Below are 23,344 nucleotides of genomic sequence, written 5' to 3' on the forward strand. Positions count from 1 at the left end.
GCAGTCGGTGTCGGTGAGGTCTCCCTGGACCGTGGGGCGTGGGAGCGAGACCTTCACGTGGAGGCAGGGCCGTGTTCAACCTGGAGCCACAGGAGCCGTTCGGCGAGCAGTGAGACCAGTACGTGCCCGGCCAGGCCGATCAGGATGATACGTGGAGTGCCATAGCGGCATTCGGCCGCCACCAGGTTCGCGAACCCGAAGACGTACAGGACCAGCTGTGCCTGCTGATGCGGAAGGCTAGGAAGGGGGAGGTCGCACACCCGTCTGCCGGGTAGTGCCGGACGCGGTGGCGCGCCGTATGCGTTCCTGTCCCTTTTCGCCAATCCCTTGCCCATGAGCTCCAGCGCCTTGCTGCGGGTTCCGCCCAGGTGAGAGAAGTGCGGACGGTCGTCCGGGGCGAGTACCGAAGGCGGAGCGAAGGTGGCGGTCGGGGCCGGTAGACCGGTTTGCCCAGTTCAAGGGGACATACGGCAAGTAATCGGGCTGCGTGCAGGGCTTGGCTTGATGGTGACGCGGGCCAGCCGGGTTCCGTGATGATCCATCAATTTCTGTCGGTGGTCGCTGCTAAACCAATTCAAGAGACGGGTCGTCGAGGACGGCTCGCCGACGGGAGGGACACCCATGTCGAAGGCGCCGGATGGTTTCCACTACGTACGCAAGCACATCCGCCGCAATCCGAAGCCGGGTGGCGCGAAGCGGATGAGCGGCTGGATGATCGCGGGCCTTGCGGCCGGCATCTGGCTATGGGGGCAGGTGTTCGGGTTCGGGGAGGCGCCCGATCCGGCCCCTCCCGCCCAGCCCCAGCCAGCCGTCTCCGCTCCTGCCGCCGGCTAATGGGGCGCAAGCCGATTGCTCTGCGTCGTCCACGCGGCGCGGCCGAGATTCTCTCGGCCGCTGTCGTGGCCCTTGCCCTTACGGTCCTGGCGCTCCGGGCCGCCTCCACGATGGTCGACGCGCTGGAGGACCTGTGGCCGTTCCTCCTGCTCCTCGTGCTGCTGGCGGGGGCTATCGGGGCGTGGCGGATCGTGCGGAGTGTGCGGGGGCGACGGCGTGACGAGGTACGGCTGGCCGTTCTGCGGATCATGCTGGCCGAGCTCGATGCCATGGACAACCGGCAGTTCGAGTACGCGCTGCGGGACCTGCTGATCCGGGACGGCTGGGTGGCGCGGCGCGTGGGCGGGGGCGGCGATCAGGCAGCTGACGTGATCGGTGACCACCCCACCCGTGGTCGGATCGTCGTCCAGGCCAAACACACGCGCGTCGGGGGCAAGGTGGGGGCTTCGGTCATGTACGGGGTGAAGGGAACGGCAGGTCCCGTCCACCGGGCGGATCACGCCGTCGTCGTCACCAACGGCTCCTTCACCCGGGACGCCATGGCCTGGGGAGATCTGCATCGTGTCCACTGGGTCGACCGGGACAGGCTCCTGCGCTGGGCCGAGAGCGGCGCCGCGGTGCACGAGTTCCTTGGACTGTCGGCAAGGTTGTGCCGGGCCCGCTTCTGGCGTGCCGTCTGACAAGACGCCCGTCATCGCCATCGGGGAGGTTCGGTGTTCGACGAAGACGGGTCTCTCGACCCGCTGCTGAAGTGCCTGCTGTACACCATCCTTGCGCTCGCCATAGGCAAGACGGTGTGGGACTGGCTGACCACCGACGTCAGCCGTTGGATCGCTGTGGACCTGTGTGGCCTGATCGCTGATCACCCATGGTGGAGCGGACTCATCACAGCCGGTGCGCTCTGCCTGCTTGCCCTGCTCGGAAGGCTGCTTTGGTGGCTTCCCCTCGGGGCCGGGACCTACCTCGGTGCGGACGACGCCTTCGACGCCTCACCAGAGGATTCGGCCGACCTTGAGATCCTGACCTTCCGGATGAAGCAACTCGCCGCGATGAGCTCGACCGGCTTCGAGCAAGCGTGCGCCGACCTCCTGGTCCGGGATGGATTTCGCGGCACACGGCGGGTGGGAGGCGCCGGGGACCTGGGCGTGGACGTCACCGCTCGCGATCACGAGGACCGGCTGCTGATCGTGCAATGCAAGCAGTATCAGAGCCCGGTCGGCTCAGGACATGTGCAGATGTTCAACGGGACAGCACGCCCTCATCATGGAGCGGACGTCCCGATCATGATCGGCCTCAACGGCTTCACCCAGCCCGCGATCGCCTTCGCCGCCCACCATGACCTCATCCTCATGGGCCGTCCTGAACTCAAACGGTGGGCCCATGGCCAGCACCTGTACGAGGTCCTGGGCATCTCAAGTTCGGCACAGTGAACAGCCCGGACAGCAGGCTCAGGCGACCTCCGCGTACCCTCGCCGCAGCTCTGGCCCAGGATTGGTCGAGGCTGAAGCCCGTGACTGCCGATGCCGCCTCGCGCATCAGGACCGCGCGGGGCAGGGCCACAGAGATACGCGGGGCTTGACGGCCGAGCCGCACCGTTCGGTCTTACGTCGGGAGGTAGATCCCGGGCACGCTGTAGCTCCGCATCCGGGGACGCTTCAACCTCGAAGGGTCCAGGAGCCCCTACGCCGCCAGCTGACTTGCTGCCGACCCACACCTGTCATCCGCCTCCGGCCTCTCGGCACCCCGGTCCTTGGAACTTCTTCACTCGGCTGTGGTCTTCTCGAAAAGGCCCTGCCAGTGGTACCCCTAGTGGATCCATCGCGGCAAAGGGGCGGCGGAATTCAGGGGGAGATGTTGGATCTGAGTCAGGAACCTCGGGGGGCAGAGAGCCGGGCAGATGTCCCGTCGCTCATCCTCAACTATCCAATGGCTATGCACTTTCCGGCCATGCCGTCGCCTGAGAAGATTGTTTTCGGCTACGACCCGGACGAGTTCGAGAAGTTCGTTGAGGAGTGGGTGCCCGCTCTGGACAGTTTGTACGTCCGGGTGGAGCGCCAGGGAGGTGCGGGCGACCACGGCATCGACGTGGCTGCATTCCTCACCCGCCAGGGGCTCGAAGGCTCCTGGCACAACTACCAGTGCAAGCGGTACAAGGGGACGTTGGCCTGGAGTCCGGCCGCGGGTGAGATCCGCAAGATGTTCGCGGGTGTGGTCACCGGTGAGTTCACTGTGCCGGAGCGGTACACCTTCGTCGCCCCGTCCATCGGCCCCAGCCTGAGCCAGGCTCTGCAACGCCCGGTCTCTACCCGCAAGGACTTCGTGGCGTCGCTGCGTGAAACCACAGACAAGGTCATCACAGACCTGGGACCACGGTTGAGGCGCGAGGTAGAGGAGTTGGCGGCGGGGACCTCGTTCGAGATTTTCCAGACGGTCAATATGAAACAGATGCTTGAACAGCACAAAACCACTGACTTCTGGGTGAGGCGATTCCCACCGGAAGCCCCACCCCGTCCAGCCGTCATGGAACCGCCTGAGAACCCGGTGCCCCGAGAGGCCCGCTACGTGCAGCAGCTTGTCCAGGTCTATGCCGAGCGCTGGCCCGGTGCCGCCAGCACGGCGGCCCAGATTGCGCAGCATCCGACGGCTGGACCGCACTTGCGCCACCAGCGTGAAGCGTTCTTCAGTGCCGAGTCACTGCGCCGCTTTGGCGAGGAGGCTTACCCCGCGGGTCATTTCGAGGCTCTGGCCAAGGACATATACGACGCCGTGGTCGACGTGGCGAGGGATGACCACCCCACGGGGTGGAAACGGCTGCAGGCCGTCACCTCGCAAGCGATCAGTGCCGGGCTGACGCAGACCGTTTTCGCTCAGCACGTTAGAACTCTGGACCGTACCGGGGTATGTCATCACCTGGCGAACGAGGACGAGCTCACGTGGTGTGAGGAAGAAGGGCTATGAAGCCGCTGAACAGCCCGCTGGAGATCGGCGTGCGGGCACTCGTGCTGCTCTCGGAGAGCCATCCCGATGCCCTGGACCTGGCCCAGCTCGCACTCTTGGACCACGCCGCGCTGCACAGCGCAGAGTTCGACGGGCCGCCCAGCCTGCATCCAGACCTGCCCGCGCGCGTGGGCGAGCTCGGCCTGAAGCGCACAGTTCTCGAACAGGGCCTTCTTGTGCTCATCCGCGCCGGCCTGGCCGAAATCGAAGCTGACGGGACCGGCCTGGTCTACCGGGCCACCGAACGCGGCCCGGCATTCGTTGATGTTCTCGAAGCCCCGTACGTTCTGCGTCTGCGGGAGCGCGCCGAGTGGGCCGTCCACCAGTGGGCCCCGGAGACCGACGTACGCGGCACGACCCGGTCTCTGCTCACGACTCCCCCCGCTTCCAGCTCTCGTTCGATGGAGGGCCATCGTGGGTAGTCTCCAGTTGGTCCACCTCACCTACGCCGGCTCGGGCAAGCCATCAGCACAGATCGTCTTCGGCCCCGAGCTGACGACGATCTACGGCGCCTCCGACACGGGTAAGACCTTCATCGTCAGGTCTGTGGAATACATGCTCGGCGGCGCACAGCTGACCGTGGTCCCGGAGGCCGAGGGTTACACCCAGATCCTCCTCGGACTGCTGCTGCCCGACGGCAGCCCTCTGACCCTCGTCCGGCGCCCTGGCACCAACTCCACGCACCTGCATCACGAGGACTTACGCGACCTGGTTTACCGGCCGGCAGACGCCATCGTGAACTCGGTGCACAACGCCCGCAGCAAGAACAGCCTCTCGGTCTATGTGATTCGCGCCATGGGCCTGGGTGAGGTGCTCCTGCGCAAGAACGAAGCGGGTGGCACCCGCTCTCTGACGCTGACCGATCTTGTGAACCTGTCCGTGATCACGGAGGACCGCATGATTGCCATGCCTTCCCCGGTCCTGCGCACAGGCACCACCACCACGCGTACCGCCGAGATGTCGGTCATGCGGTTCCTTCTGACCGGGGAGGGAGATCCAAGCGTCGATACCGGGCCCAACTCGGGACAGCGGCGTGTCAATAGGGGGCAGATAAATCTCCTGGACCAGCTCGTGCTCGACTTGTCCGCGAAGCTTGAGTCCGATGAGACCGAGCGCGAGCTCAAGGACCGCCTGGTACGAGTCAAAGTCTCCATCGGCGATCAGAGCAGCGCTCTGCGCGCGGTCGATGAGGGTCACCGCGAAGCGGTGCGTGAGCGTATGACGCATGCCCGTCGGCTTGCCGGACTGGACGAGAGGCTGACCGAGGTCAGCGATCTGCTGGGACGGTTCAGCCTGCTGGCGGACCAGTACCGCTCCGATCTGGAGCGTCTGGTCATGGTCAACGAGGCCGGCAGCATCCTCGGATACTTCCGTGTCGGAACGTGCGTCTTTTGCGGAGCGGATCCTGAGCACCAGCATCCCGGCCACAGCCAGCAGGAGGCCACGCAGCTCCACATTGCCGTGCAGGCTGAGGCCGAGAAGACGACCGCCTTGCTCGCCGACCTCCTGCCGACTATCGAGGACCTCGCCCAGGAGCATGAAGAAGGTGCCCGTACCTGGCAGGTAGTCAAGGGTGACATAGAGGTGCTGGACGAACTCATCGCCGAAGCCGAGGACCGGCTAGCCCCGCTCAGGGAGGGCCTTCAAGAACTACTGGACGCACGATCTGCGGTCGAGCGGGGGCTGGAACTGCATGCACGGATCGCTGAACTTGAGGACAAGCGCTCTCGCCTCGACGGAGCGGCAGCCGTACCCGCTACCCGGCCCGCGGAGTACATCGCGGCACGCGTCGTCAACGACTTCGACTCGGTCCTCCAGCAAACCTTGAGCAGTTGGGACGTGCCGGCCGTCGACAGCCCTGGGTATGACCAGTACAACGCCGAGATCTGGGCCGGTGGCCGCACACGCGCTGGCCGCGGCAAGGGCGTGCGGTCCGTGCTGCACTCAGCCTTCACTACGTCCCTTGCCCGCTTCTGTATCGAGCGAGACCTTCCCCATCTCGGCTTCGTGGTCCTGGACTCCCCGGTGGTCACCTACCGCCAACCGGTAAAGCACACCCCAGAGGACCCCGACCTACCAGACGTGCGCATCACATCCACCGTCGTGGACCGCTTCTATGAGGACATGCTGGCTTTTCCAGGCCAGGCCGTGATCATCGAGAACGGTGATCCGCCCCTCGGTGTTCTCTCTGAAGCCACCACCTACAACTTCACCGCTGCCGACGGCCGCCCTGGCTTCCTCCCGTGAACCCCTCAACACCGAGGCCCGTCTGCCTTCGCCATGCTCATGGACAGACGGTTTGGGCCGAGGTGGCAGTGACGTAGCACCCCCGCAGGCCGTCACCGGGAGGTCCAGACGCCTTCAACGCCGACGGAGCCAGCCGACACGCAGTTCCACCGAGTGCAAAACGCTGTCATCGTGGCGGCCTGTTGCCCTCTGTCGAAGCGTGCACTGCACGGGCGCACTGACCTTCGCAACTGACGTGCCCAGGGGGAACATGAGGGGACTACCTCGGCCAGGAGTGAAAGCAAATAGGTCGAGGAGAGGGCACATCTACGCGGCCTACCTCTTCGGCCACCTCCGCATCCACCACCGCGGCAGCCTCATGGCCTGGCTCGTCCCCGTACCGCTATGGGCGGCCACGGTGCTCTTCTCTGCCCTGTTCAGCTTCTCGCGTGGCGCCAAGGCGGAGACCTTCATGGTGTGGACCATATGGGGCTTCTATGCCATCCCCGGCCTCTTCATGGTTTCGATGGCCATCCGTGCCTGGTGGGGTTTCGGCACCACCCAGCAAGCGTGCCGGCCGACCCCCGCCCACTGGACCGGCGCCTGCTGCTCCGACTCTCATCGGACCCGAACCCGGAGAGCACCACGGACAGAGGGCCCCAGTAGGTATCCCGCCTCTACTTCGGCTGCCGCAGGCACCATCGCCCGCGCCGAGGCAAACCCGAACATCATGATCAGAATCACACGAAGGTTCGAGGATCATGTGGGCGAACACCCACCCCGAGGTGGGCTCAGGGCACACGAACGCGCAGCCCGCGGACAGACATCCGGCCCGGCGGAAGCAGAGACTGCGATGAAGTTCCCCTGCGCAGGTAGCCGGAGGCCCGATTCCCCTGACCAAGGCCCTGCCCGGGACTAGGCTGACTCGAGCACTCCGGCGTAACCGCGCGGTGCACGGCAGACGCGCAGGCGCGTGACGAGGTGGGGACAGCGATATGGGTGAGGAGCCGATCCGCCATACAGGCGCGCCCGCCTCCGCCCGGAAAGAAGTCGCGAGCAAAGCCGTACTGGAACTGATCGTGAACGACGCAGGCTGCCACCTGAGCGACCCCCGCCTTGACTACAACTGCGTGGACACAACGGTCGTGTCCGACGAACCCCACCGATACGCGCTGCCGCGGTTCGACGTCCAACTCAAGGCCAGCAGCAGCGAGCATCGCGTCCGGCGACTCGCGGACGGCGACTTTTCCATGCAACTCGACGCCAGAAGCCACTGGGAACTACGCCGCGACCGCATGACTCCGGTCAAGTTCATCCTGCTGCTGCTCCCGACAGGAGTCGAGGTGCCCCGCCTCATCCGCGTGGGAGACAGATACACCCTCGATGGCATCATGCTCCTGTCAGACCCGCGCACCTGGGATCCTCTTGAGCCAGACCAAAAGTCCGGAACCGTCCGCTTCAGGCTCGAGGACGAATTCACCGAGGAGTACGTAAGAAGCGAGATGAAGCGGATCGGCGACGGGGGCAGAGCATGAGCAGCCAGGAGATCGCTGACTTTTACCCTCTGGCCACCGCTGTCTCCCCCTCTCAGGTTTCGGGGTTCCTCGCCTCCCAACACTGGACACAGGTCGACGTCCGCGAAGGCGCCTTCGAGCGTTGGGCTCAGCCGGACTTCAACCCCGAGCATTACCCGCAGATCCTCTATCTGCTTCCGCTGAATCGCGAGTACGCAGACTTCGCCCGACGGTTCGCCGAGTTGATGGCCGCCCTCGCAGACCACTACGGATGCGACTCCGCTGGCCTGCGCCAGCTGATCTCACGCCACACCTGGGATTCCCTGACAGTACGACTGGCCCATGTCGATCCCGACGCCGACACCATTGGCCTCACTGAAGCACGGGAAACGCTGGAGGCCATCCACCGGCTGCTCGATGCTTCCGCGCGCTACACGCACGACCCCTACACCTCCTTCGGCGGCCGCCCGAGCCGTGAGGTCACGTCCTACCTGCGTGAGCGGGTCACCCTGGGACATACGCAGCGCGGAAGTTTCGTCTTCCCCGTCTACTCCCTGCTGCGCGGACAGGACGACTCTCCGCAACCGTTCGGCCGCGCCGTGATGGAGAACCTCGCCAAAGGGCTGAGCTGGCTCGGCAACAGGCCCTTCGACGCCGAGCTCGGCGCCGACGCGGGGAGTACGCAGAAACTTGCCGCCAAGCTGGCCAAGGTGCTCCTGCCTCTCTCCGGGTTTCCTGACCTGAAGTCGATCAGCCTCTCCCTGCAATGGGCTCCGGGCCGGCCAGAACCCCGATTCGGCGTGGATGAGAGCACGCTCTTCACACCCGAGACCATCCGCACGGCCCACGCTAACGCTAGTCAAGCAGCAGGACACCCGCGGTCGACTCAGTGGGTGGATCGCGACGACCTCCCGTCCACTCCAGCTGTTCCGACCACGGCATACGACCCGGCGGAACGCGTGAACTTCAGCGGGCCGGTCCTCGCAGTGACCCTGGACAACCGACTGTCTACATCGGGTAGCGCCGGCGGTTTCGTCATCGTGGGACGCGATGGGCTCAGGCCACCCAGCGAAGTACGGGTCGCGATCAACGCGGACGACTACCTCAGCGCTGTAGTAGCCCACCGTGCGCGGGCACTGGTGACGGTCAGGGGCACCATGTTCCAGCGCGCCGGAACATGGTGGGTCGACGGTCAGGTCAGCTTCCAAACGGACCGCTCAGCGCTGCCCAGCAGCCAGACAACCCACGACGACCAATAGAGCAGCCGCTGACCGTTACGCTTTCGAGGTTGAGTGCAGCAAGACCAGACTCCAGACGAGACACCGACCCCACGTGCCCCGGGTAGGCCTCGGGAGAATAGCGGATCCCTCTGGACGCCGAGCTCTGGCATCCAAGCTTCTGAGGCCCTTGGCCGGCCAGATGCTAGGACGATGAACCATCTGAGTTGAGATGCTTGCGTGCGGCATCGGTGAATGCGTCGACCATGAGGTACCCGGCAGGGACCTCGGGCTGGCGGCCCTCCATCAGGGCTTCCAGTACGCCACCGGGACCGTTGCCCCGACGCGCGTCCCGGCACACCTAGTCCGCACTGATGACGAGGCTTGAGGCAAGTTCCGCAACGTTCTCCGGCCCCTCAAGGAGTACGACAGAGCCAGCCGCCCGCACCGGCTCGACTGAAACCTCGGCACGGACACGGGCGGCGTACCGATTCATCTCCTGCGTCCGACTCTTATCGAACAGGGTTGCAATCCCCAGCTGGTTGCGCGCCTCCCGAAGACACACTCCCCACTCTGTCTGGGTGATGTAGGTGTTCGCCACAGTGACCAGGGCGGCATACGCCTCACGTTGATGCTGACGCCGCACGGCAGCCACCGGCCCGTGATAGGCGCCGCGCCCCTGAGCTCTCCCGGCCAAGAAGGCAGCCGCAGAGGCAAGCACAGCCACCGGAGCGGATATCAGGGCCGCTAACACAGAGGAGTCCATGGACAGCAATCCTGCCGTACCAAGAGGCACCGAACGCCACCGCGGACGAAGCCCACTGAAGTCCCCAGCCTGCTCAGGCCGCCCGGATGCGGGAGCAACCCAAAGCCCCCGCTTCACCAGCATCAGAGGCACGGCCGGCTCAGACTCCCGAACCTCTCAAGTTCATCAAATCACGGTTGGCTTCGCGCAGTTCAGCCGATCACTGATTCCATGCAGACAACACGGGAGCGGGTCGACGACTTCCTTCGGCGCTGGGGCCTGCCCGCCGGCCCCCTCGTCGCCACCTACGGAGACAACCTCTACAAGGCAGGCGAGAGCACAGCCCTCAGCGCCCTCCCCTTCCTCCTCGGCGTCGCGATGTTGTGCTACGCAGCCCCGTACTGGAAGCGCGAGGTGCTCACGGGGCGGTGGTGGCACGACCGAACCAAGGCCGTCATCTTCCTGAAGGCGATGGTCCCCTCAACCCTCATCGCCATCTACCTGAACAGGCGACCCGATCTCTGGCAGGAGCCCCCGGGCGGGGGAATGACCTCGGGCGACTACTCCATGCTCACCTGGCTGCTGCTATGGACATGGCTGGGGCTCGCCTGGGGCACCCAAGAGCGCGACCCCGAGCCCTTCTCGCTGGGTGACCTCACCGGCCGCATCAAGCGCGCCACGCGCGACCGCACGTGGTCCAACTTCGCCGGCCTAGCCGCCGCTGTGCTCGCGATACGTGGGCAGTTCTTCGAGGCTTACAAGGCGCCGGTCATCTCCATCTTCCTGACCCTCGCGGTGCTCGCGATCGTGCTCCTGCACAAGACGTACGCACGGGTGCGCAAGCTCTGCACCCAGGTCCACACCGACGTGCAGGCCCTGCTCAGGGACCTCGACGAGTTGACCAAGGCCAAAGGCGACGACATCGGCACGAAGACCGACGCGGCCCTCAGGAGCTGGGACGCGCTCAACCTGAACCTGCGCGCCGGGATCGACACCGGATACTCGGTGGGGATGCCCTTCGTGCCCAACAGCACCCTCCAGACGCTGGAGAGGAGGATCCTGGCCACGATTCGCCTCGGCCCCGCCACCCCCCACGCCATCAGCGAGGTGGGCAAGGAACTGCGCGCCCTCCAAGCCGCTTGCACCGACCGCCTCGACCCCCTGACCTGAAGCCGATCGCTGGCGACCGTCGATGGCTCCGGCCCCCTTGGAGGCCGTCGACGGTCTAAATGTCAGTGCCGTCAAGCACACTGAGAGGATGACCTCGGGCGACAGACTGTTCAGCTTGATGGAGCTTGCGACTTTCCTGAACCATCAACTCCACAGGATCGCGGAGGAGGTAGCGGCACTGAACGAGGACGTCCTGCTGTCCTCTCCGGAGAGCGACGTCTGTGAGGAGCTGGAGGAGAGGTTCCGCTTGGAACCCCTCGTCCTCGACCGGGATGGCATCACGGCCGGCTCGGTCAAGGAAGGCTTCGCCACTGTTAGACAGTTCGGCGAGGAGCTACGGATCCGACAGACCGTCGTGACGATCTTGGTCCGCTTCAAGGGAGAGCTCGACCTGTTCCATATGCGGCCGAGCACCTACACCAACAGCCCACCGGTTGCCGCGACCGACGGGGACGCTTTGGACGGCGGACTGGAAATCGAGTGGATGGGGCCCGTCGACCACGACCCGCAACAGGTCCGGCTCGCCCTGGACAGTCGGCTCGATGAGATCCAGCGGTGGATCGACTGGAGTACGGCCCAGGTCGTCCTCTTCAACGAGGCAGCGACGCTGAAGATCGCTGCCGAGGTCCAGGCGCGGAAGACTCGGTTGCTGGCCAACAGGAACCTCCAGGAAGCCCTCGGCTTCCCGATGCGAGAACGGCACGACGCTGCGACCTACAGCGTCCCGATCAAGCGGAAGAAGATCGTTCCCAAGCGGGGCACTGCATCCAGTCCGTTTGAGCCTGAGCCGGCGCTGGCTGACGCGCACTACGAGGCGGCTCTCGAAGTATTGCGGAATCAGCGCAACGCGCTGGAGAGGGCTCCTGGCACGAGCGCCAAGATGGGCGAGGAGGAGATCCGCAACCTGCTCCTGATCGGCCTGAACAGCCACTTCGAGGGCCAGGCTGCCGGAGAGGTCTTCAACAACACCGGCAAGACGGACATCCTCATCCGTGTGGACGACCGCCACATCTTCATCGGTGAGTGCAAGATCTGGAAGGGGCCCAAAACCATCGCGGACACCGTCGATCAGCTCCTCGGCTACCTGACGTGGCGGGACACGAAGGCTGCGCTGCTGCTGTTCATCCGCTCGGGTGCCCCCGGTGACGTCATGGCCAAGGCCGTAGCCAGGTTTCGCGAGCACCCGAACTACAAGCGTAATGGCCGGCACTCGACCGACGAACGGCACGACTTCGTATTCCATGCCAACGGTGACGCGAGCCGCGAGATCAAGATGGCTTTCCTGCCTTTCCACCTACCAAAGGACCCTCAGGGCAGCTGAACAAGTCAGCCAGAGGGCAAGAACTGCGACTCGAGCGAACAGTGCCCGGCGGCGTGCCTGTGTTGAACGTCCGCTTCGGAACGGTTTCGTGGCGAGGCCCTGGCCCCAAACGCATGATGGCCCTGCCCTCAAACGGCCGACACCTGCTCGGGCCGCGCTCCGGAGTCGCTCGCGCCGCTTCCCCAACCACCTGGGCGGCCGACCTACACAGAGGCCCTCCGCTGCAGGGGGCTCCAATACGAGGTGAGCAGGACCCCTGCTCGACGACGCCGACGGAGGGCGGGGACCACTTCCTGGGCGTCGCCTCAGCAGTACCGCCCGAGGCGAACGGCCGCCCTCCCCACGACCCGACCCGCACTCACTGTTGGTTGGCAGCGCGTCACTCTGGATTGCCTATATAGATGAATTGGCCCGATCGATGGACTCGAAGGTCTCCATGGCCGCCGCTCGTGGACGGCTCGCGAGATTCGACGCCTCGCATGAAAGGGCGGCGTGATGGGACTGTTTCGCGGGCAGGGCGGAGATCATGCGATGGGCCACTTGGCGGGCTCCCGGATCGGCCTGGGCGGCCGGGTCCGCCTCGGCGGGACCTGGACGGTGGCTGGCCTGCCCGGTGGTTTGGTCGAGCTCATCGACGTCCCGGGTCACCGAATGGGTCGGACAGTGTTTCAGCTCGTCCGGACGCCAGACCTTGAGATCGTCGACAGACGATCCCTCTCACGCCCACCGGTACTGTCGGGAGACGGTGAGAGCGACGATGCCGAGCATCAGGCTCTTTGGTGGGAACCGCATCTGGTGGAGGTCATCACCAGGCAGCCGCAGGCGGGGGGAGCTTCTGAGTCCCGTGCACCGTCCGATCCCCGAGTTTATGACCTCGCGTCCCGGGAGGCGGCCAAGACCCGAGAACTGACCGCGGCCAGCGTGGTGGGTGCGTCCGCCCGCACGGTGCGGCGTAATGGACTAACCCTAGATCGATGAGAACCCTTTCCTTCCGTATGGCTCACGTGACAGCCGCGAGGACCTCGCGGCGACGACCTTGGGTCCGTCACTACGGCACGTCGGCTGATCAGGCCGATTTCTGAGAGGGGATCTTGAAGTTCAGGCACCGGTTGCTACGACGGACCGCCTCAATGTGGCCTTCGCCGACCATCGTGTTGAGGAAGACCCGCACTTGAGCGAGGGAACGCTGCGCGAAGACAATCTGAACGTCTTTGGCCCTCCACAGGCGCTCCGGTTCCTGGCCCATCAGCATGAGCACCCGGTCAACATCCAGAGGTGTGGGCTGCTCGGAGATCGGTTCGCGGCCTGCGCCGAAGATGTGGTGGGTGACAGGCCCATCAGAGAGTTGCTGCCACAGGGCCGCGATCTCCTCAATGTCGCTGGCAGAGTCGAGAAGGTCCTTGTACCGCTCCGCTTCGGCGGCGGCTTCGGCGTGCTTGCGATTCCACTCGGCCTTCATGGACGCGAGATGGTCGAATGGGAACGCGCCAGGATCTTGGTGTGCCACGCAGGCAACGCTAGTCTCAGCGGTCACTGGCGCCCAAGCAGTTCGTGTCTCCACCCTCCGAAAGGGTGACCAGCTCAAGCGTGGTGACGGCGTCCCGCGGCGGGGGGCCACGCAGGTTGACTGAGGTCAGCACCAGTCGACAGACAGGGGGCCGTCAGGCAGCCATCCGTCCCAGTAGCCCTCGATGATGAGGTGCAGATCGACCGGGCTGGTCGGCCCTGGATGTTGACGCAGGTCCGCAAGCTGCCACCAGCGGCATCCGGCCGGCCCTTCCGGAAGATTGCTGCGAACTGGTTCCGGCAGGTGTGCGAGGGAAGCCATCAGAAGACTGCGTTCGCTGGTCCTCTGGTCCGGTGCCCCGCACCAGCCGTGGCCGGTGACCCGTCCGATCGGCAAGGAGTCTACGCCCCACCAGGTACGTGCGGCCTCGACGGCTGCCTTGTGGTAGCCCTGCCCCGGGCGCAGGAGGACCGAGGGGGGCGAGAGGATGTCTTCCTTCCCGGACAGCAGCACACGATCGAGGCTGCGGTCGAGCAGGAGAACGTGCGCGATGCGGCGTGGTCTTGCTGACGGGACCGTCATGCTTCCCACTTTCACCGCGCGCCGTCGTAGTGCATCCCAGGTGAGCCGTCCGGGCCATCAGGTAGGACGGAACGGACAGTTACGGAAGGCTAGGAAGTCCTAGAAGCACGCGCTCACGTCCACCTATCCATGCAGGCCAGGGGTCCACAGGGCCTGTCCGTGTGCTTTGACGCAAATAACTTGCTGTAGCGCATCACTCGTCAGGGTGGGATACCTGTCCTGGCGCCCTGTGAGGTACCTGCCTGGCTCTAGGGTGTCCGCCATGGACCTCACCGGCCTGAACTTGGAAGCAGCTCTCGCCGACCCCCACGCCGCCGTTCAATGGCTGCGGCAAGTCGAGTCGGATGCAGAGAAGTTCACCGAGCATGTCCGCCTGACGCGTACGAAGTTCGAGGCTCTCGCTGCACGATCCTGGTCCTTCCCCCGGCAGGACGACGGCGGCACACCATCTCCCAGCGGGTCGGAACAAGCGGGTTCCAACGCCGAACCGGCACAGGACACCTCCCAGCCGAACGGTCCTGCTGACAGCCAACAGCCGGAGCAGCCCCCGACCGGTCAGCCGTCTCAAGCAGCTGGTGCAGCACCGGGAGTTCCGTGGAGGGTTCGGGTGCTGGCGGTCCTCGATGCCGAAAGCGATCCAGCTCGGGAGTGGACGGTGCGGGAGATCTCCGAAGCCTCGGGAAGAGCCAACCACCGGAGCATGCGCCTGTTGCTCCAGGAGCTTGTCGCCGAGGGTCTCCTGACACGCCGCACCGAGCTGCCTCGGACTGTGTTCTACCGGCGCGCCCTCCCGGCCCGACCTGGCGAGGAGGGCGCGATGAGGTAAGCCTTTGACCGCTCGGAAACGGGTACGGGCCGCCGCCAACTCTCACATCAGCGGCGGCCCTGAACGGCTCCGGACCTGAGCAGACCCTTCACATGTTGGCCTGGTCCCGCCCTCGGGCGGGACCAGGCCAGATCAACGCGGCCTGGCCGTTTCCGGCACCCTAACGCGAACTGCGCACCGGGAAGCCGCATACAGCCATGCCGTCATCCCTTCGGGTGGCCCGCTCCCGTGGATGCCACCCCGTCGAGGACGGACACGATGGCGCCACCCCTTCCCGCGCCCAAGAGGCGAGGCCCGGCCGGCTCACACCTCACGCCCCGGCCACAGATCCCTCTCCAGAGCCAGCTCGAGGCTGGCGACGGTCAGCAGATCCGGCCACACTCGCCCGGCCAGCACGTTCGCGATGGTCAGCCGGCTGACCCCGCTGCGCCGGGAGAGCTCGGCCACCGACCAGCAGCGTTCCTCCAGCCCTGCGGCGAGAGCCAGGGCCAGCGCTTGGGCGACCTTGGCCCCGTGATGGTCAGTCAAGACGGCTCTGGGCCAGGGACCGGCCTGCACGTATCCGCAGGGGCTCACGAACCGGCTGTCTCCTCGGGGCACACGCCCCAGTCTCACCCATCCGGATCTCCCGGGTCGCGCAGCATCCCCCAACAGCCAGCATGGTATTCCAATGGCACCCCGCCAGGGGTGTTCGTCTGGAGGCTGCTGATGGAGCGTCGCATCGCCCGGTACCGGCCCACCTACGCCCCACCGGCCTGGGAACGCGTCGAACACGAGGTCCGCGCTACCGTCGCCCGCGCCGCCCCGCTCACCACCCACCGCGCCCGCGACCTCCTCACCGCCCTGACCCGGATCGCGGTCTTCGCCGACCAGCACGGCCACCCGCCCGACGCCAGACGCTGGCTGGACCCCGCCATGGTCGAGTACTTCACCGCCGTCGGCTGCCCTGAAGTCCGCGAGGCAGCACGGGCAAACTACCGGTCCTGCCTCACCGCGATCCGCCAGGCCGTCTACGGACCCGACCTGCCCGGCGGCAAGCCCGTTTCGCTGTCCAGCTCCGCCCCCTCCGCGCCCTACACCTCCACTGAGAAGGCGGGACTGTGGGCGTGGGCCGGCGGCCAGCCCACCCAGGAACTGCGAAGGGGCCTTCGTCTGCTGCTCGTCCTCGGACTGGGCTGCGGCCTCGACACCAACGAGATCATCCCCTTGCGCGGACCTGACGTCCGCACTCTGGACGACGGGGCCCAAGTCCTCTCCGTCCGGGGCGGCAGGGCCCGCCTGGTCATCTGCTCCCGCCCCTACGAACGCGCCCTCGCCGAGGCCGGTGAACACTCCGGAACCGGCTCGCTCTTCCGCCCCGGCTGCCAGGCCCGCGGCTCCAACACCGTCACCGACCTCATCTATCGCGCCAGCCCTGACCCCCGCGTACCGCGCCTGGTCATGGGCCGGTGCCGTGCCACCTGGCTGGTGGACCGCATGAACATCCCCATCCCGCTGACCGTCCTGCTTGCCGCCGCCGGCCTCGACTCCCTGCACGCGCTCTCCCGCCTCGTACCCCACCTCAAGACCATCGGCGCCCAACAGGCTGCCACCATCCTCAGGGAGATGCCGTGAGCGCTGACCACACCGCACGCACCCCCCAGCAGGGAGCGGGGAAGTCTCCGGCTCCTGTGTGGCTCGCGCAGTTGCGTCGACGCCGAGAGCCTGTCACTTGGGCCAATTTCAGGAGCGCTCGCCGATTCATCGCCATGTCCGGTGTCGTCCCGCTCATCGACGGCGCTCGGCGCAACGCACGCAAGTCCAATGCGGGCCGCTGTCCACACGTGAGCCTCAACGCCCTGCTGATCGGCATGACTCTGGCCTCCTGGCGGAGCAATGGCAGCGTCGTCCTCGGCGATGTCACCGACATCCTCGCTTACCAACTCGCTCCCGCCGCCCGGACCCAACTCGGGCTCCCTACCTGGCCCGACACCGCCGACGGGTTCGAGGCCGCCTACCTCGCCGTACGCCGCACCTTCCACGCGGCCGAAACAGTCATGGATCCCTCACCACTGCCCAAGCGACGCTTGAGCCGGGCCGATGCCGCCCGACTGGAACAAGAGGCCGACCAGGAGAAGCTCGCGGCACAGCGGCGACTGCTTGTCGAGGTCACCAACCGACTCGTCGAAGCCTCCCTCGCCCCCGCCAGGCCTCACATCGAGGCCGTATGGGACGGCCCCGTCGCCGTGGACGCGACCCCGATCCGGACCTTCTCCCGTGGAGTGGCAAACTCCGACCCACAGACCGCTACCGACCCTGATGCCGCCTGGTACGTCCGCGAAGGCGACCATCGAGACCCCTCCAACACCCCGGGCGGCGGGACGGAACGCAAGAAGGCCAAGCGCATCATCTACGGCTTCGAGGCCACCCTCGTCGTGACCGGGGAGACCTCACCCGGCCCGCGCGGCGACAGTCACAACCCCAACCCCGACAACGAGCACCACCTACCCGCCCTCGTCCTGGCCTTCACTGTCCACAAACCCGGCCACGATCCCGCCGGCAATGCCCTCACAGCGCTCCGAGACGTGCATCGCCGCGGCTACCAGCCTGGCTGGCTCGCCGCCGACCGCGCCTACAACGCAGCCCTCCCCGAAACTTTCCACATCCCAGTCCGCGACCTGGGCTATCGGCCCATCTGGGACTACCGCATCGACCAGCTCGGCATCCAGGGCTCTCACGGTGGCGCACTCCTCGTCGACGGCACCTGGTACTGCCCCCACCTCCCCGAAGCCCTGATCACCGTCACATCCGACCTCCTCGACAAGAAGATCGACAAGGACACCTGGCGAAGCCGGGCCAACGCCCGCGCCGCCTACCGCCTGCGCCCCAAGGCCGCCCCCGACGACCGCGGCGCCCGCCGGATGCTCTGCCCGGCGGCCGGCACCCACCCCACCGTGGCCTGCCCAGTCAAGCGCCGCAGCCTCGGCCGCGACCCCCGCCACCCCGTCGTCGACGCACCCCCCACCACAGCCGGACACCCCGAGGTATGCCGCAAGGAGTCCCTCACCTTCGCCCGCGACATCGGCGTACGCCACTGGCAGGAACTCGACCACGGCCTGGCCCCCTGGACCCACCACTACTTCCGCCTGCGCAACCGCGTGGAGCACTTCAACAGCTACGCCAAGGACCACGAAGCCATCGAACGCAGCCGCACCCGCCGCATCCGAGGCGTCGCCGCCCAGTCCCTCCTCCTCGCCTTCCAGATCGCCCACGCCAACCAACGCAAACTCACCAGCTGGCTCGACACCCTCCCCGTAGACGACCAGCCCGCTCGCCGCCGCCCCTCCAACCGCCACAAACTCAAGAACCCCCGCAGTTGGACCCCCAAGGGCTACCTAGCCGACCCCACACCCGGCACCTGATCCTCCCACCCCCTGCACCCTGCCTGACCAGCGCAAACGAATCTGGCCCCCCGCCAACGGCGGGGGGCCAGATTACGTTCGCTACAAACAATAAAGCCGATCAAAGCGACATTACGTCGGTTTGATCGGCTCTATTTGGTCGGTTGACCTCTGTGTCCGAGGGGGGACTTGAACCCCCACGCCCGATAAAGGGCACTAGCACCTCAAGCTAGCGCGTCTGCCATTCCGCCACCCGGACTAGGTGGTCGGCCCCGGTTTCCCGCGGCGACATGGACAACAATAGCAAAGGTTCCGCTCGGTTCCGACCAGGTATTTCGCCCGGCCGGAGTTCGACGCGCCGCGCTGACCTGCGGGCATGTCCCAGGGGCGGCCCTCGGGCCGGGCGATACGGGACGTCTCGCGGGGGCGCCGCCGAAGCCGGGGCTACGGGCAGCGGATGACCTGGCCGGCGTAGGAGAGGTTGCCGCCGAAGCCGAAGAGGAGCACCGGCGCCCCGGAGGGGATCTCGCCGCGCTCGACCAGCTTGGACAGGGCCATCGGGATGGAGCCGGCCGAGGTGTTGCCGGAGTCGATGACGTCGCGGGCGACGACGGCGTTGACGGCGCCGATCTTGGCGGCGAGCGGCTCGATGATCCGCAGGTTCGCCTGGTGGAGGACGACCCCGGCCAGCTCCTCGGGGGTGACCCCCGCCTTCTCGCACACCTTGCGGGCGAGCGGCGGGAGCTGGCTGGTGGTCCAGCGGTAGACGGCCTGGCCCTCCTGCGCGAAGACCGGCGGCGAGCCCTCGATGCGGACCGCATGACCCATCTCGGGCACCGATCCCCACAGGACCGGGCCGATGCCGGGCTCGTCGCACGCCTCGACCACGGCCGCGCCGGCGCCGTCGCCCGTCAGGACGCAGGTCGTGCGGTCGGTCCAGTCGGTGATGGCGGTCATCTTGTCGGCGCCGATGACCAGGGCACGGGTGGCGGCGCCGGCCCGGATCGCGTGGTCGGCGGTGGCCAGGGCGTGCGTGAAGCCCGAGCAGACGACATTGATGTCCATGACGGCGGGGGCGCCGCCCATGCCCAGCTTGGCGGCGACACGGGCGGCCATGTTGGGGGAACGGTCGATGGCCGTGGAGGTGGCGACGAGGACGAGGTCGATGTCGTCCGGGGTCATGCCCGCGCTCGCGAGGGCCTTGCCGGCGGCCTGGTAGGCCAGCTCGTCCACCGGCTCGTCGGGGCCCGCGATGTGGCGGGTCCTGATCCCGACACGGGACCGGATCCACTCGTCGTTGGTGTCCACCATGGCCTCGAGGTCCTCGTTGGTGAGCACTTTCGCGGGCTGGTAGTGCCCTAGCGCCACCACGCGTGAACCGGTCATGGGTGGGTTCCCCCCTCGTAGGCAGTCAGGACGTCCCAGCTTCGCCTGCTACCCATCGGTACGGGGGCGCGTGACCCGACAGGATTCAGTGCCCGGAATTTGGAGCTTCCCGAGGATCTTCCAGCCGGGGACGGTGGCCGAAGCGGATCCGCGAGAATGGGTGGGCGAACGGTACGGCGAGTACAGAACAGGTGGGCTGATCACATGGGACGGGTCACCGAACGGCGTCGCGTCGTCCGGATCCGGAATGGCGTGGCGGGCGCCCGGGCGGACACGCTGGTGGCCGAGGAGCCGCTGGAGATACGGCTGAACGGCAAACCGCTGGCCATCACGATGCGCACGCCGGGGGACGATTTCGCGCTGGCCGTGGGCTTCCTGGTCAGCGAGGGCGTGCTCGGATCGGCCTCGGACGTCGCCGCCGTCACCTACTGCGAGGGCGCGGCGGAAGACGGTACGAACACCTACAACGTGGTGAACGTCCGGCTGGCCGCCGGGGTTCCCGTGCCGGACATCACGCTGGAGCGGAACGTCTACACCACCTCGTCCTGCGGGCTGTGCGGCAAGGCCAGCCTGGACGCGGTGCGCACGGCGACCCGCTTCCCGGGGATCGCGGACGATCCCCTCCGGGTGAGCGCGCGGGTCCTCGGGGAGCTGCCGGACCGGCTGCGCGCCCAGCAGAAGGTCTTCGACCGCACGGGCGGGCTCCACGGCGCCGGGCTGTTCTCGGCGCGGGGCGAGCTGATCGACGCACGGGAGGACGTGGGCCGGCACAACGCGGTCGACAAGCTCGTCGGCCGCGCCCTGCAGGCAGGCCTCCTGCCGCTGGCGGGGTCGGTGCTGCTGGTGTCGAGCCGGGCGTCCTTCGAGCTGGCGCAGAAGGCGGTGATGGCGGGCATCCCCGTCCTCGCGGCCGTGTCGGCGCCGTCCTCGCTCGCGGTGGACCTGGCCCTGGACTCGGGACTGACGCTGATCGGGTTCCTGCGGGGCGGGGACATGAACGTCTACGCGGGCGAGGAGCGGATCGACCTGTCGGCGTGAGGGCGGCGCGACGGGGACGTCAACGCCCCCTGCGGCCCCGGCGGGAAGCGGGCTTGTCCGGCTTCGGGGACGGCGGGTCGATGCGGTGGAGGTCGAGGGTCGGCGGGACCGGGGTGGCTCCGGGGCCGCCCGACTCCGCCCAGGCGATGATCTCGTCGGTGGCGGTGTCGTCCAGGGCCCAGCCGAACCAGGCCGCGCGGGCGCCCCGGCGCCGGGCCTCCGTGGTGGGCTGCACCACGATGACGTTGGCCTGCGCGCAGGGTCCGAGGCAGTCGGTCGTACGGAGGGCCAGCCGGCCCCCGGAGGCGGCGGCGGCCTCGCGCAGCCGGGCCAGCTGACCCACGTGGTCGGTGCCCGGGTTCTTGCGGGGGTCGCCGCAGCAGCAGCCCCGGCAGACCACCAGGGTGCAGGGTCGTTCGGCGTGGGCGGAGAGCGGGCGTATCCAGGTCACCGCCGCACGTTACCGGGCCTGGGGGGCGGGGTGTTGAGCGGTACGGGAGACCTCCGCCACATGGTCGGCGGGGAGTTCCGAGCCGGCGTTGTTCCCCGCGCCCTGCCGGGCGTCCCGGGCGCGACGCCGGGCCAGGACCGCGCAGACCATCAACTGCATCTGGTGGAAGAGCATCAGCGGCAGCACGGCGAGGCTCGCCTGCGCGCCGAACAGCACGCTGGCCATGGGAAGTCCGGCGGCCAGGCTCTTCTTCGACCCGGCGAACTGGATGGCGATCCGGTCCTCGCGGTCGAACCCCAGGCGCTTCGCCCCGTACCAGGTGGCCAGGAGCATCACGCCGAGGATGACCGCCTCCACCAGCATCAGCGCGCCGAGTCGCGCGGCGCTGACCTGGTGCCAGATCCCGGCGACCGTGCCCGCGCCGAAGGCGGTGTAGACGACGAGCAGGATCGAGCCCCGGTCCACGTAGCCCAGGACCTTCTTGTTGCGGACGAGGAAGCCGCCGGCCCAGGGGCGCAGGGCCTGGCCGAGGAGGAAGGGCAGGAGGAGCTGCAGGACGATCTTCAGCACCGAGTCCGGGGAGAACCCGCCTCCGCTGTTGCCGAGCAGGCCCGCGGCGAGGAGCGGGGTGAGGAAGATGCCGACGAGGCTGGAGAAGGAGCCCGCGCAGATCGCGGCGGGCACGTTGCCCCGGGCGATCGAGGTGAAGGCGATGGAGGACTGGACGGTGGAGGGGACCAGGCAGAGGAAGAGCAGGCCGTTGTAGAGGGAGGGGGTGAGGAGCGTGGGGACCAGGGCGCGGGCGGCGAGGCCGAGGAGGGGGAAGAGGACGAAGGTGCCGGCGAGCACGGTGACGTGGAGCCGCCAGTGGCGCAGGCCGTCGAGGACTTCGCGGGTGGAGAGCCAAGCTCCGTAGAGGAAGAAGAGCAGTGCCACCGCTGCGGTGGAGGCGGCCCCGGCGAGCGGGGCGGCCGCGCCGCGGGCGGGCAGCAGGGCGGCGATGGCGACGGTGGCGAGCAGGCCCGCGATGAAGGGGTCCACGGGGAGCCGGGCGGGGAGGTGCGGGCGGCGCATGGGGGTGCTCACTTGCTGTAGCTCGGGGGGTGCCGGGGCGGGCGGGGCCGGGTCCCTCTCATGGTCGGGGGTGGGACGGTGATCGGGAAACCCGCACACCGTGGTGACTGCCATCACGAACCATGATGACTAACGGGTGACCAACCCCGACCAACCACGATGACCGCGGCCCTCGGCGGCTTCCGGCGGAGACCCTAAGGTGGGCGGCATGTACGACCCCGTCCAGCTGCGCACGTTCCTCACCGTCGCCCAGACGCTGAGCTTCACGCAGGCCGCCGCACGGCTCGGCGTCCGCCAGTCCACGGTCAGCCAGCACGTACGGCGCCTGGAGGAGGCCACGGGCCGGCCGCTCTTCCTGCGCGACACGCACAGCGTCGAGCTCACCGAGGACGGCGAGGCGCTGCTCGGCTTCGCCCGCTCGATCCTGGAGGCGCACGAGCGCGCGGCTGCCTTCTTCACGGGGACCCGGATCCGCGGCCGGCTGCGCTTCGGCGCCTCGGAGGACTTCGTACTGACCCGCCTGCCGGAGATCCTGGAGGCGTTCCGGCACGAGCACCCCGAGGTGGAGCTCGAACTGTCGGTGGAGCTGTCGGGCACCTTGCACGAGCGGCTGGACGCCGGGCGGCTGGACCTCGTACTCGCCAAGCGGCGCGGGGACGCCGACGCGCGGGGACGGCTGGTGTGGCGGGACCGGATGGTGTGGATCGGGGCGCAGGGCCTGCGGGTGGACCCGGACCGACCGGTCCCGCTGATCGTCTTCCCGCCGCCCGGGATCACGCGGGCGCGGGCACTGGACGTGCTGCATGCCGACGGCCGGCCCTGGCGGATCGCCTGTACGAGCGGCAGCCTCAGCGGTCTGATCGCGGCGGCCCGGGCGGGGCTGGGTGTCATGGCGCACGCGCGGGGCCTGATCCCGCCGGGGCTGGTGCGGGTGGGCGGCCTGCCGGACCTCGGCCCGGTGGAGTTCGCACTGCTGCGCGGCTCTCGGGTGTCGGCCGCCGCCGAAGCCCTGGCGGCGGCGATCCTCTCGGGCGCGGACCGCCTGACCCGCGCGGCCTGACGCCGCCCCGGCGGCC

22 protein-coding genes, 1 tRNA gene and 1 pseudogene are annotated in these 23,344 nt (G+C 67.6%); 15 read left to right on the forward strand and 9 right to left on the reverse strand.

Translation table 11 applies throughout. The features are described from left to right. Positions 1-12: 12 nt before the first annotated feature. Positions 13-57 (reverse strand): annotated as a pseudogene (locus tag ACFWBY_RS34575) (hypothetical protein); the annotation flags it as partial. A 564-nt stretch (positions 58-621) separates the two neighbouring features. Here ACFWBY_RS34575 and ACFWBY_RS34580 point away from each other — a divergent pair. The 8 genes from ACFWBY_RS34580 (at position 622) to ACFWBY_RS34615 (ending at position 8,830) form a co-directional block, all read left to right on the forward strand. After that, positions 622-834 carry a hypothetical protein gene (locus ACFWBY_RS34580; RefSeq protein ID WP_382506935.1) on the forward strand — a complete coding sequence of 71 codons (213 nt, stop codon included), beginning with the start codon at positions 622-624 and terminating at the stop codon, positions 832-834. After that, on the forward strand, positions 834-1,514 hold the full coding sequence (locus ACFWBY_RS34585) for a restriction endonuclease (RefSeq protein ID WP_385335664.1): 681 nt from the start codon (positions 834-836) through the stop codon (positions 1,512-1,514). Before ACFWBY_RS34580 ends, ACFWBY_RS34585 begins: the two co-directional genes overlap by 1 nt. Positions 1,515-1,547: 33 nt before the next feature. Beyond that, positions 1,548-2,264 (forward strand): restriction endonuclease, encoded by a 717-nt coding sequence (locus ACFWBY_RS34590; RefSeq protein WP_385335666.1) that lies wholly within the window; start codon positions 1,548-1,550, stop codon positions 2,262-2,264. A gap of 496 nt (positions 2,265-2,760) precedes the next feature. Continuing rightward, positions 2,761-3,792: an ABC-three component system protein gene (locus ACFWBY_RS34595; protein WP_385335668.1), complete on the forward strand. Its 1,032-nt coding sequence runs from the start codon at positions 2,761-2,763 to the stop codon at positions 3,790-3,792. Then, positions 3,789-4,253 (forward strand): ABC-three component system middle component 2, encoded by a 465-nt coding sequence (locus tag ACFWBY_RS34600; RefSeq protein ID WP_385335670.1) that lies wholly within the window; start codon positions 3,789-3,791, stop codon positions 4,251-4,253. The genes ACFWBY_RS34595 and ACFWBY_RS34600 overlap by 4 nt, the downstream gene beginning before the upstream one ends. Beyond that, positions 4,246-6,078, forward strand: a complete 1,833-nt coding sequence (locus ACFWBY_RS34605) for a hypothetical protein (RefSeq protein WP_385335672.1) — start codon at positions 4,246-4,248, stop codon at positions 6,076-6,078. Before ACFWBY_RS34600 ends, ACFWBY_RS34605 begins: the two co-directional genes overlap by 8 nt. Before the next feature lie 974 nt (positions 6,079-7,052). Continuing rightward, positions 7,053-7,592 (forward strand): DUF4365 domain-containing protein, encoded by a 540-nt coding sequence (locus ACFWBY_RS34610; protein ID WP_385335674.1) that lies wholly within the window; start codon positions 7,053-7,055, stop codon positions 7,590-7,592. Then, positions 7,589-8,830, forward strand: coding sequence for a hypothetical protein (locus tag ACFWBY_RS34615; RefSeq protein ID WP_385335676.1), 1,242 nt, complete (start codon positions 7,589-7,591; stop codon positions 8,828-8,830). The genes ACFWBY_RS34610 and ACFWBY_RS34615 overlap by 4 nt, the downstream gene beginning before the upstream one ends. Positions 8,831-9,149: 319 nt before the next feature. Here ACFWBY_RS34615 and ACFWBY_RS34620 read toward each other — a convergent pair whose 3' ends face one another. Continuing rightward, complete coding sequence (locus tag ACFWBY_RS34620; RefSeq protein WP_385335678.1) at positions 9,150-9,554, reverse strand: hypothetical protein; 405 nt, start codon at positions 9,552-9,554, stop codon at positions 9,150-9,152. A 210-nt stretch (positions 9,555-9,764) separates the two neighbouring features. Between ACFWBY_RS34620 and ACFWBY_RS34625 the strand changes: the two genes are divergently transcribed. Together ACFWBY_RS34625 and ACFWBY_RS34630 are read left to right on the forward strand one after the other, a co-directional pair. Next, positions 9,765-10,703 carry a hypothetical protein gene (locus tag ACFWBY_RS34625; RefSeq protein WP_385335680.1) on the forward strand — a complete coding sequence of 313 codons (939 nt, stop codon included), beginning with the start codon at positions 9,765-9,767 and terminating at the stop codon, positions 10,701-10,703. Between the two features lie 88 nt (positions 10,704-10,791). Further along, entirely contained in the window at positions 10,792-12,024 is a 1,233-nt protein-coding gene (locus ACFWBY_RS34630; protein ID WP_385335682.1) for a hypothetical protein, read from the forward strand. A 1,066-nt stretch (positions 12,025-13,090) separates the two neighbouring features. Here ACFWBY_RS34630 and ACFWBY_RS34635 read toward each other — a convergent pair. Both ACFWBY_RS34635 and ACFWBY_RS34640 read right to left on the reverse strand, forming a co-directional pair. Next, complete coding sequence (locus ACFWBY_RS34635) at positions 13,091-13,531, reverse strand: hypothetical protein (RefSeq protein ID WP_385335684.1); 441 nt, start codon at positions 13,529-13,531, stop codon at positions 13,091-13,093. Between the two features lie 126 nt (positions 13,532-13,657). Further along, a complete protein-coding gene (locus tag ACFWBY_RS34640; protein ID WP_382506970.1) occupies positions 13,658-14,113 on the reverse strand; it encodes a hypothetical protein in 456 nt (151 codons plus the stop codon). Positions 14,114-14,375: 262 nt separating this feature from the next. Between ACFWBY_RS34640 and ACFWBY_RS34645 the strand changes: the two genes are divergently transcribed. Continuing rightward, the gene (locus tag ACFWBY_RS34645; RefSeq protein WP_385335686.1) at positions 14,376-14,939 is read left to right on the forward strand and encodes a hypothetical protein; all 564 of its coding nucleotides are present in this window, start codon (positions 14,376-14,378) and stop codon (positions 14,937-14,939) included. A gap of 303 nt (positions 14,940-15,242) precedes the next feature. Here the strand turns inward: ACFWBY_RS34645 and ACFWBY_RS34650 are convergent, their stop codons facing one another. After that, positions 15,243-15,467, reverse strand: a complete 225-nt coding sequence (locus ACFWBY_RS34650; protein WP_382506975.1) for a helix-turn-helix domain-containing protein — start codon at positions 15,465-15,467, stop codon at positions 15,243-15,245. 180 nt (positions 15,468-15,647) lie between these two features. On the opposite strand from ACFWBY_RS34650, the gene ACFWBY_RS34655 reads away from it, so the two are divergent. After that, positions 15,648-16,553 (forward strand): hypothetical protein, encoded by a 906-nt coding sequence (locus ACFWBY_RS34655; RefSeq protein WP_385335688.1) that lies wholly within the window; start codon positions 15,648-15,650, stop codon positions 16,551-16,553. A gap of 209 nt (positions 16,554-16,762) precedes the next feature. Continuing rightward, positions 16,763-18,340, forward strand: a complete 1,578-nt coding sequence (locus ACFWBY_RS34660) for a hypothetical protein (RefSeq protein ID WP_385409748.1) — start codon at positions 16,763-16,765, stop codon at positions 18,338-18,340. 153 nt (positions 18,341-18,493) lie between these two features. On the opposite strand, the gene ACFWBY_RS34665 is transcribed toward ACFWBY_RS34660, so the two are convergent. Continuing rightward, a tRNA-Leu gene (locus tag ACFWBY_RS34665) sits at positions 18,494-18,578 on the reverse strand. A 185-nt stretch (positions 18,579-18,763) separates the two neighbouring features. Continuing rightward, positions 18,764-19,705: a beta-ketoacyl-ACP synthase III gene (locus tag ACFWBY_RS34670; RefSeq protein ID WP_385335692.1), complete on the reverse strand. Its 942-nt coding sequence runs from the start codon at positions 19,703-19,705 to the stop codon at positions 18,764-18,766. A gap of 204 nt (positions 19,706-19,909) precedes the next feature. On the opposite strand from ACFWBY_RS34670, the gene fdhD reads away from it, so the two are divergent. Continuing rightward, entirely contained in the window at positions 19,910-20,743 is an 834-nt protein-coding gene (gene fdhD / locus ACFWBY_RS34675; protein WP_385335695.1) for a formate dehydrogenase accessory sulfurtransferase FdhD, read from the forward strand. A 19-nt stretch (positions 20,744-20,762) separates the two neighbouring features. Here fdhD and ACFWBY_RS34680 read toward each other — a convergent pair whose 3' ends face one another. Then, complete coding sequence (locus tag ACFWBY_RS34680; RefSeq protein WP_385335697.1) at positions 20,763-21,194, reverse strand: (2Fe-2S) ferredoxin domain-containing protein; 432 nt, start codon at positions 21,192-21,194, stop codon at positions 20,763-20,765. A 9-nt stretch (positions 21,195-21,203) separates the two neighbouring features. Further along, on the reverse strand, positions 21,204-22,268 hold the full coding sequence (locus tag ACFWBY_RS34685) for a bile acid:sodium symporter family protein (protein ID WP_385335784.1): 1,065 nt from the start codon (positions 22,266-22,268) through the stop codon (positions 21,204-21,206). A gap of 208 nt (positions 22,269-22,476) precedes the next feature. On the opposite strand from ACFWBY_RS34685, the gene ACFWBY_RS34690 reads away from it, so the two are divergent. Beyond that, a complete protein-coding gene (locus ACFWBY_RS34690; protein ID WP_385335699.1) occupies positions 22,477-23,328 on the forward strand; it encodes a LysR substrate-binding domain-containing protein in 852 nt (283 codons plus the stop codon). The last annotated feature ends 16 nt before the right edge of the window (positions 23,329-23,344 follow it).

This window comes from Streptomyces sp. NPDC060049 (assembly GCF_042736715.1).
Classification (GTDB): Bacteria; Actinomycetota; Actinomycetes; order Streptomycetales; family Streptomycetaceae; genus Streptomyces.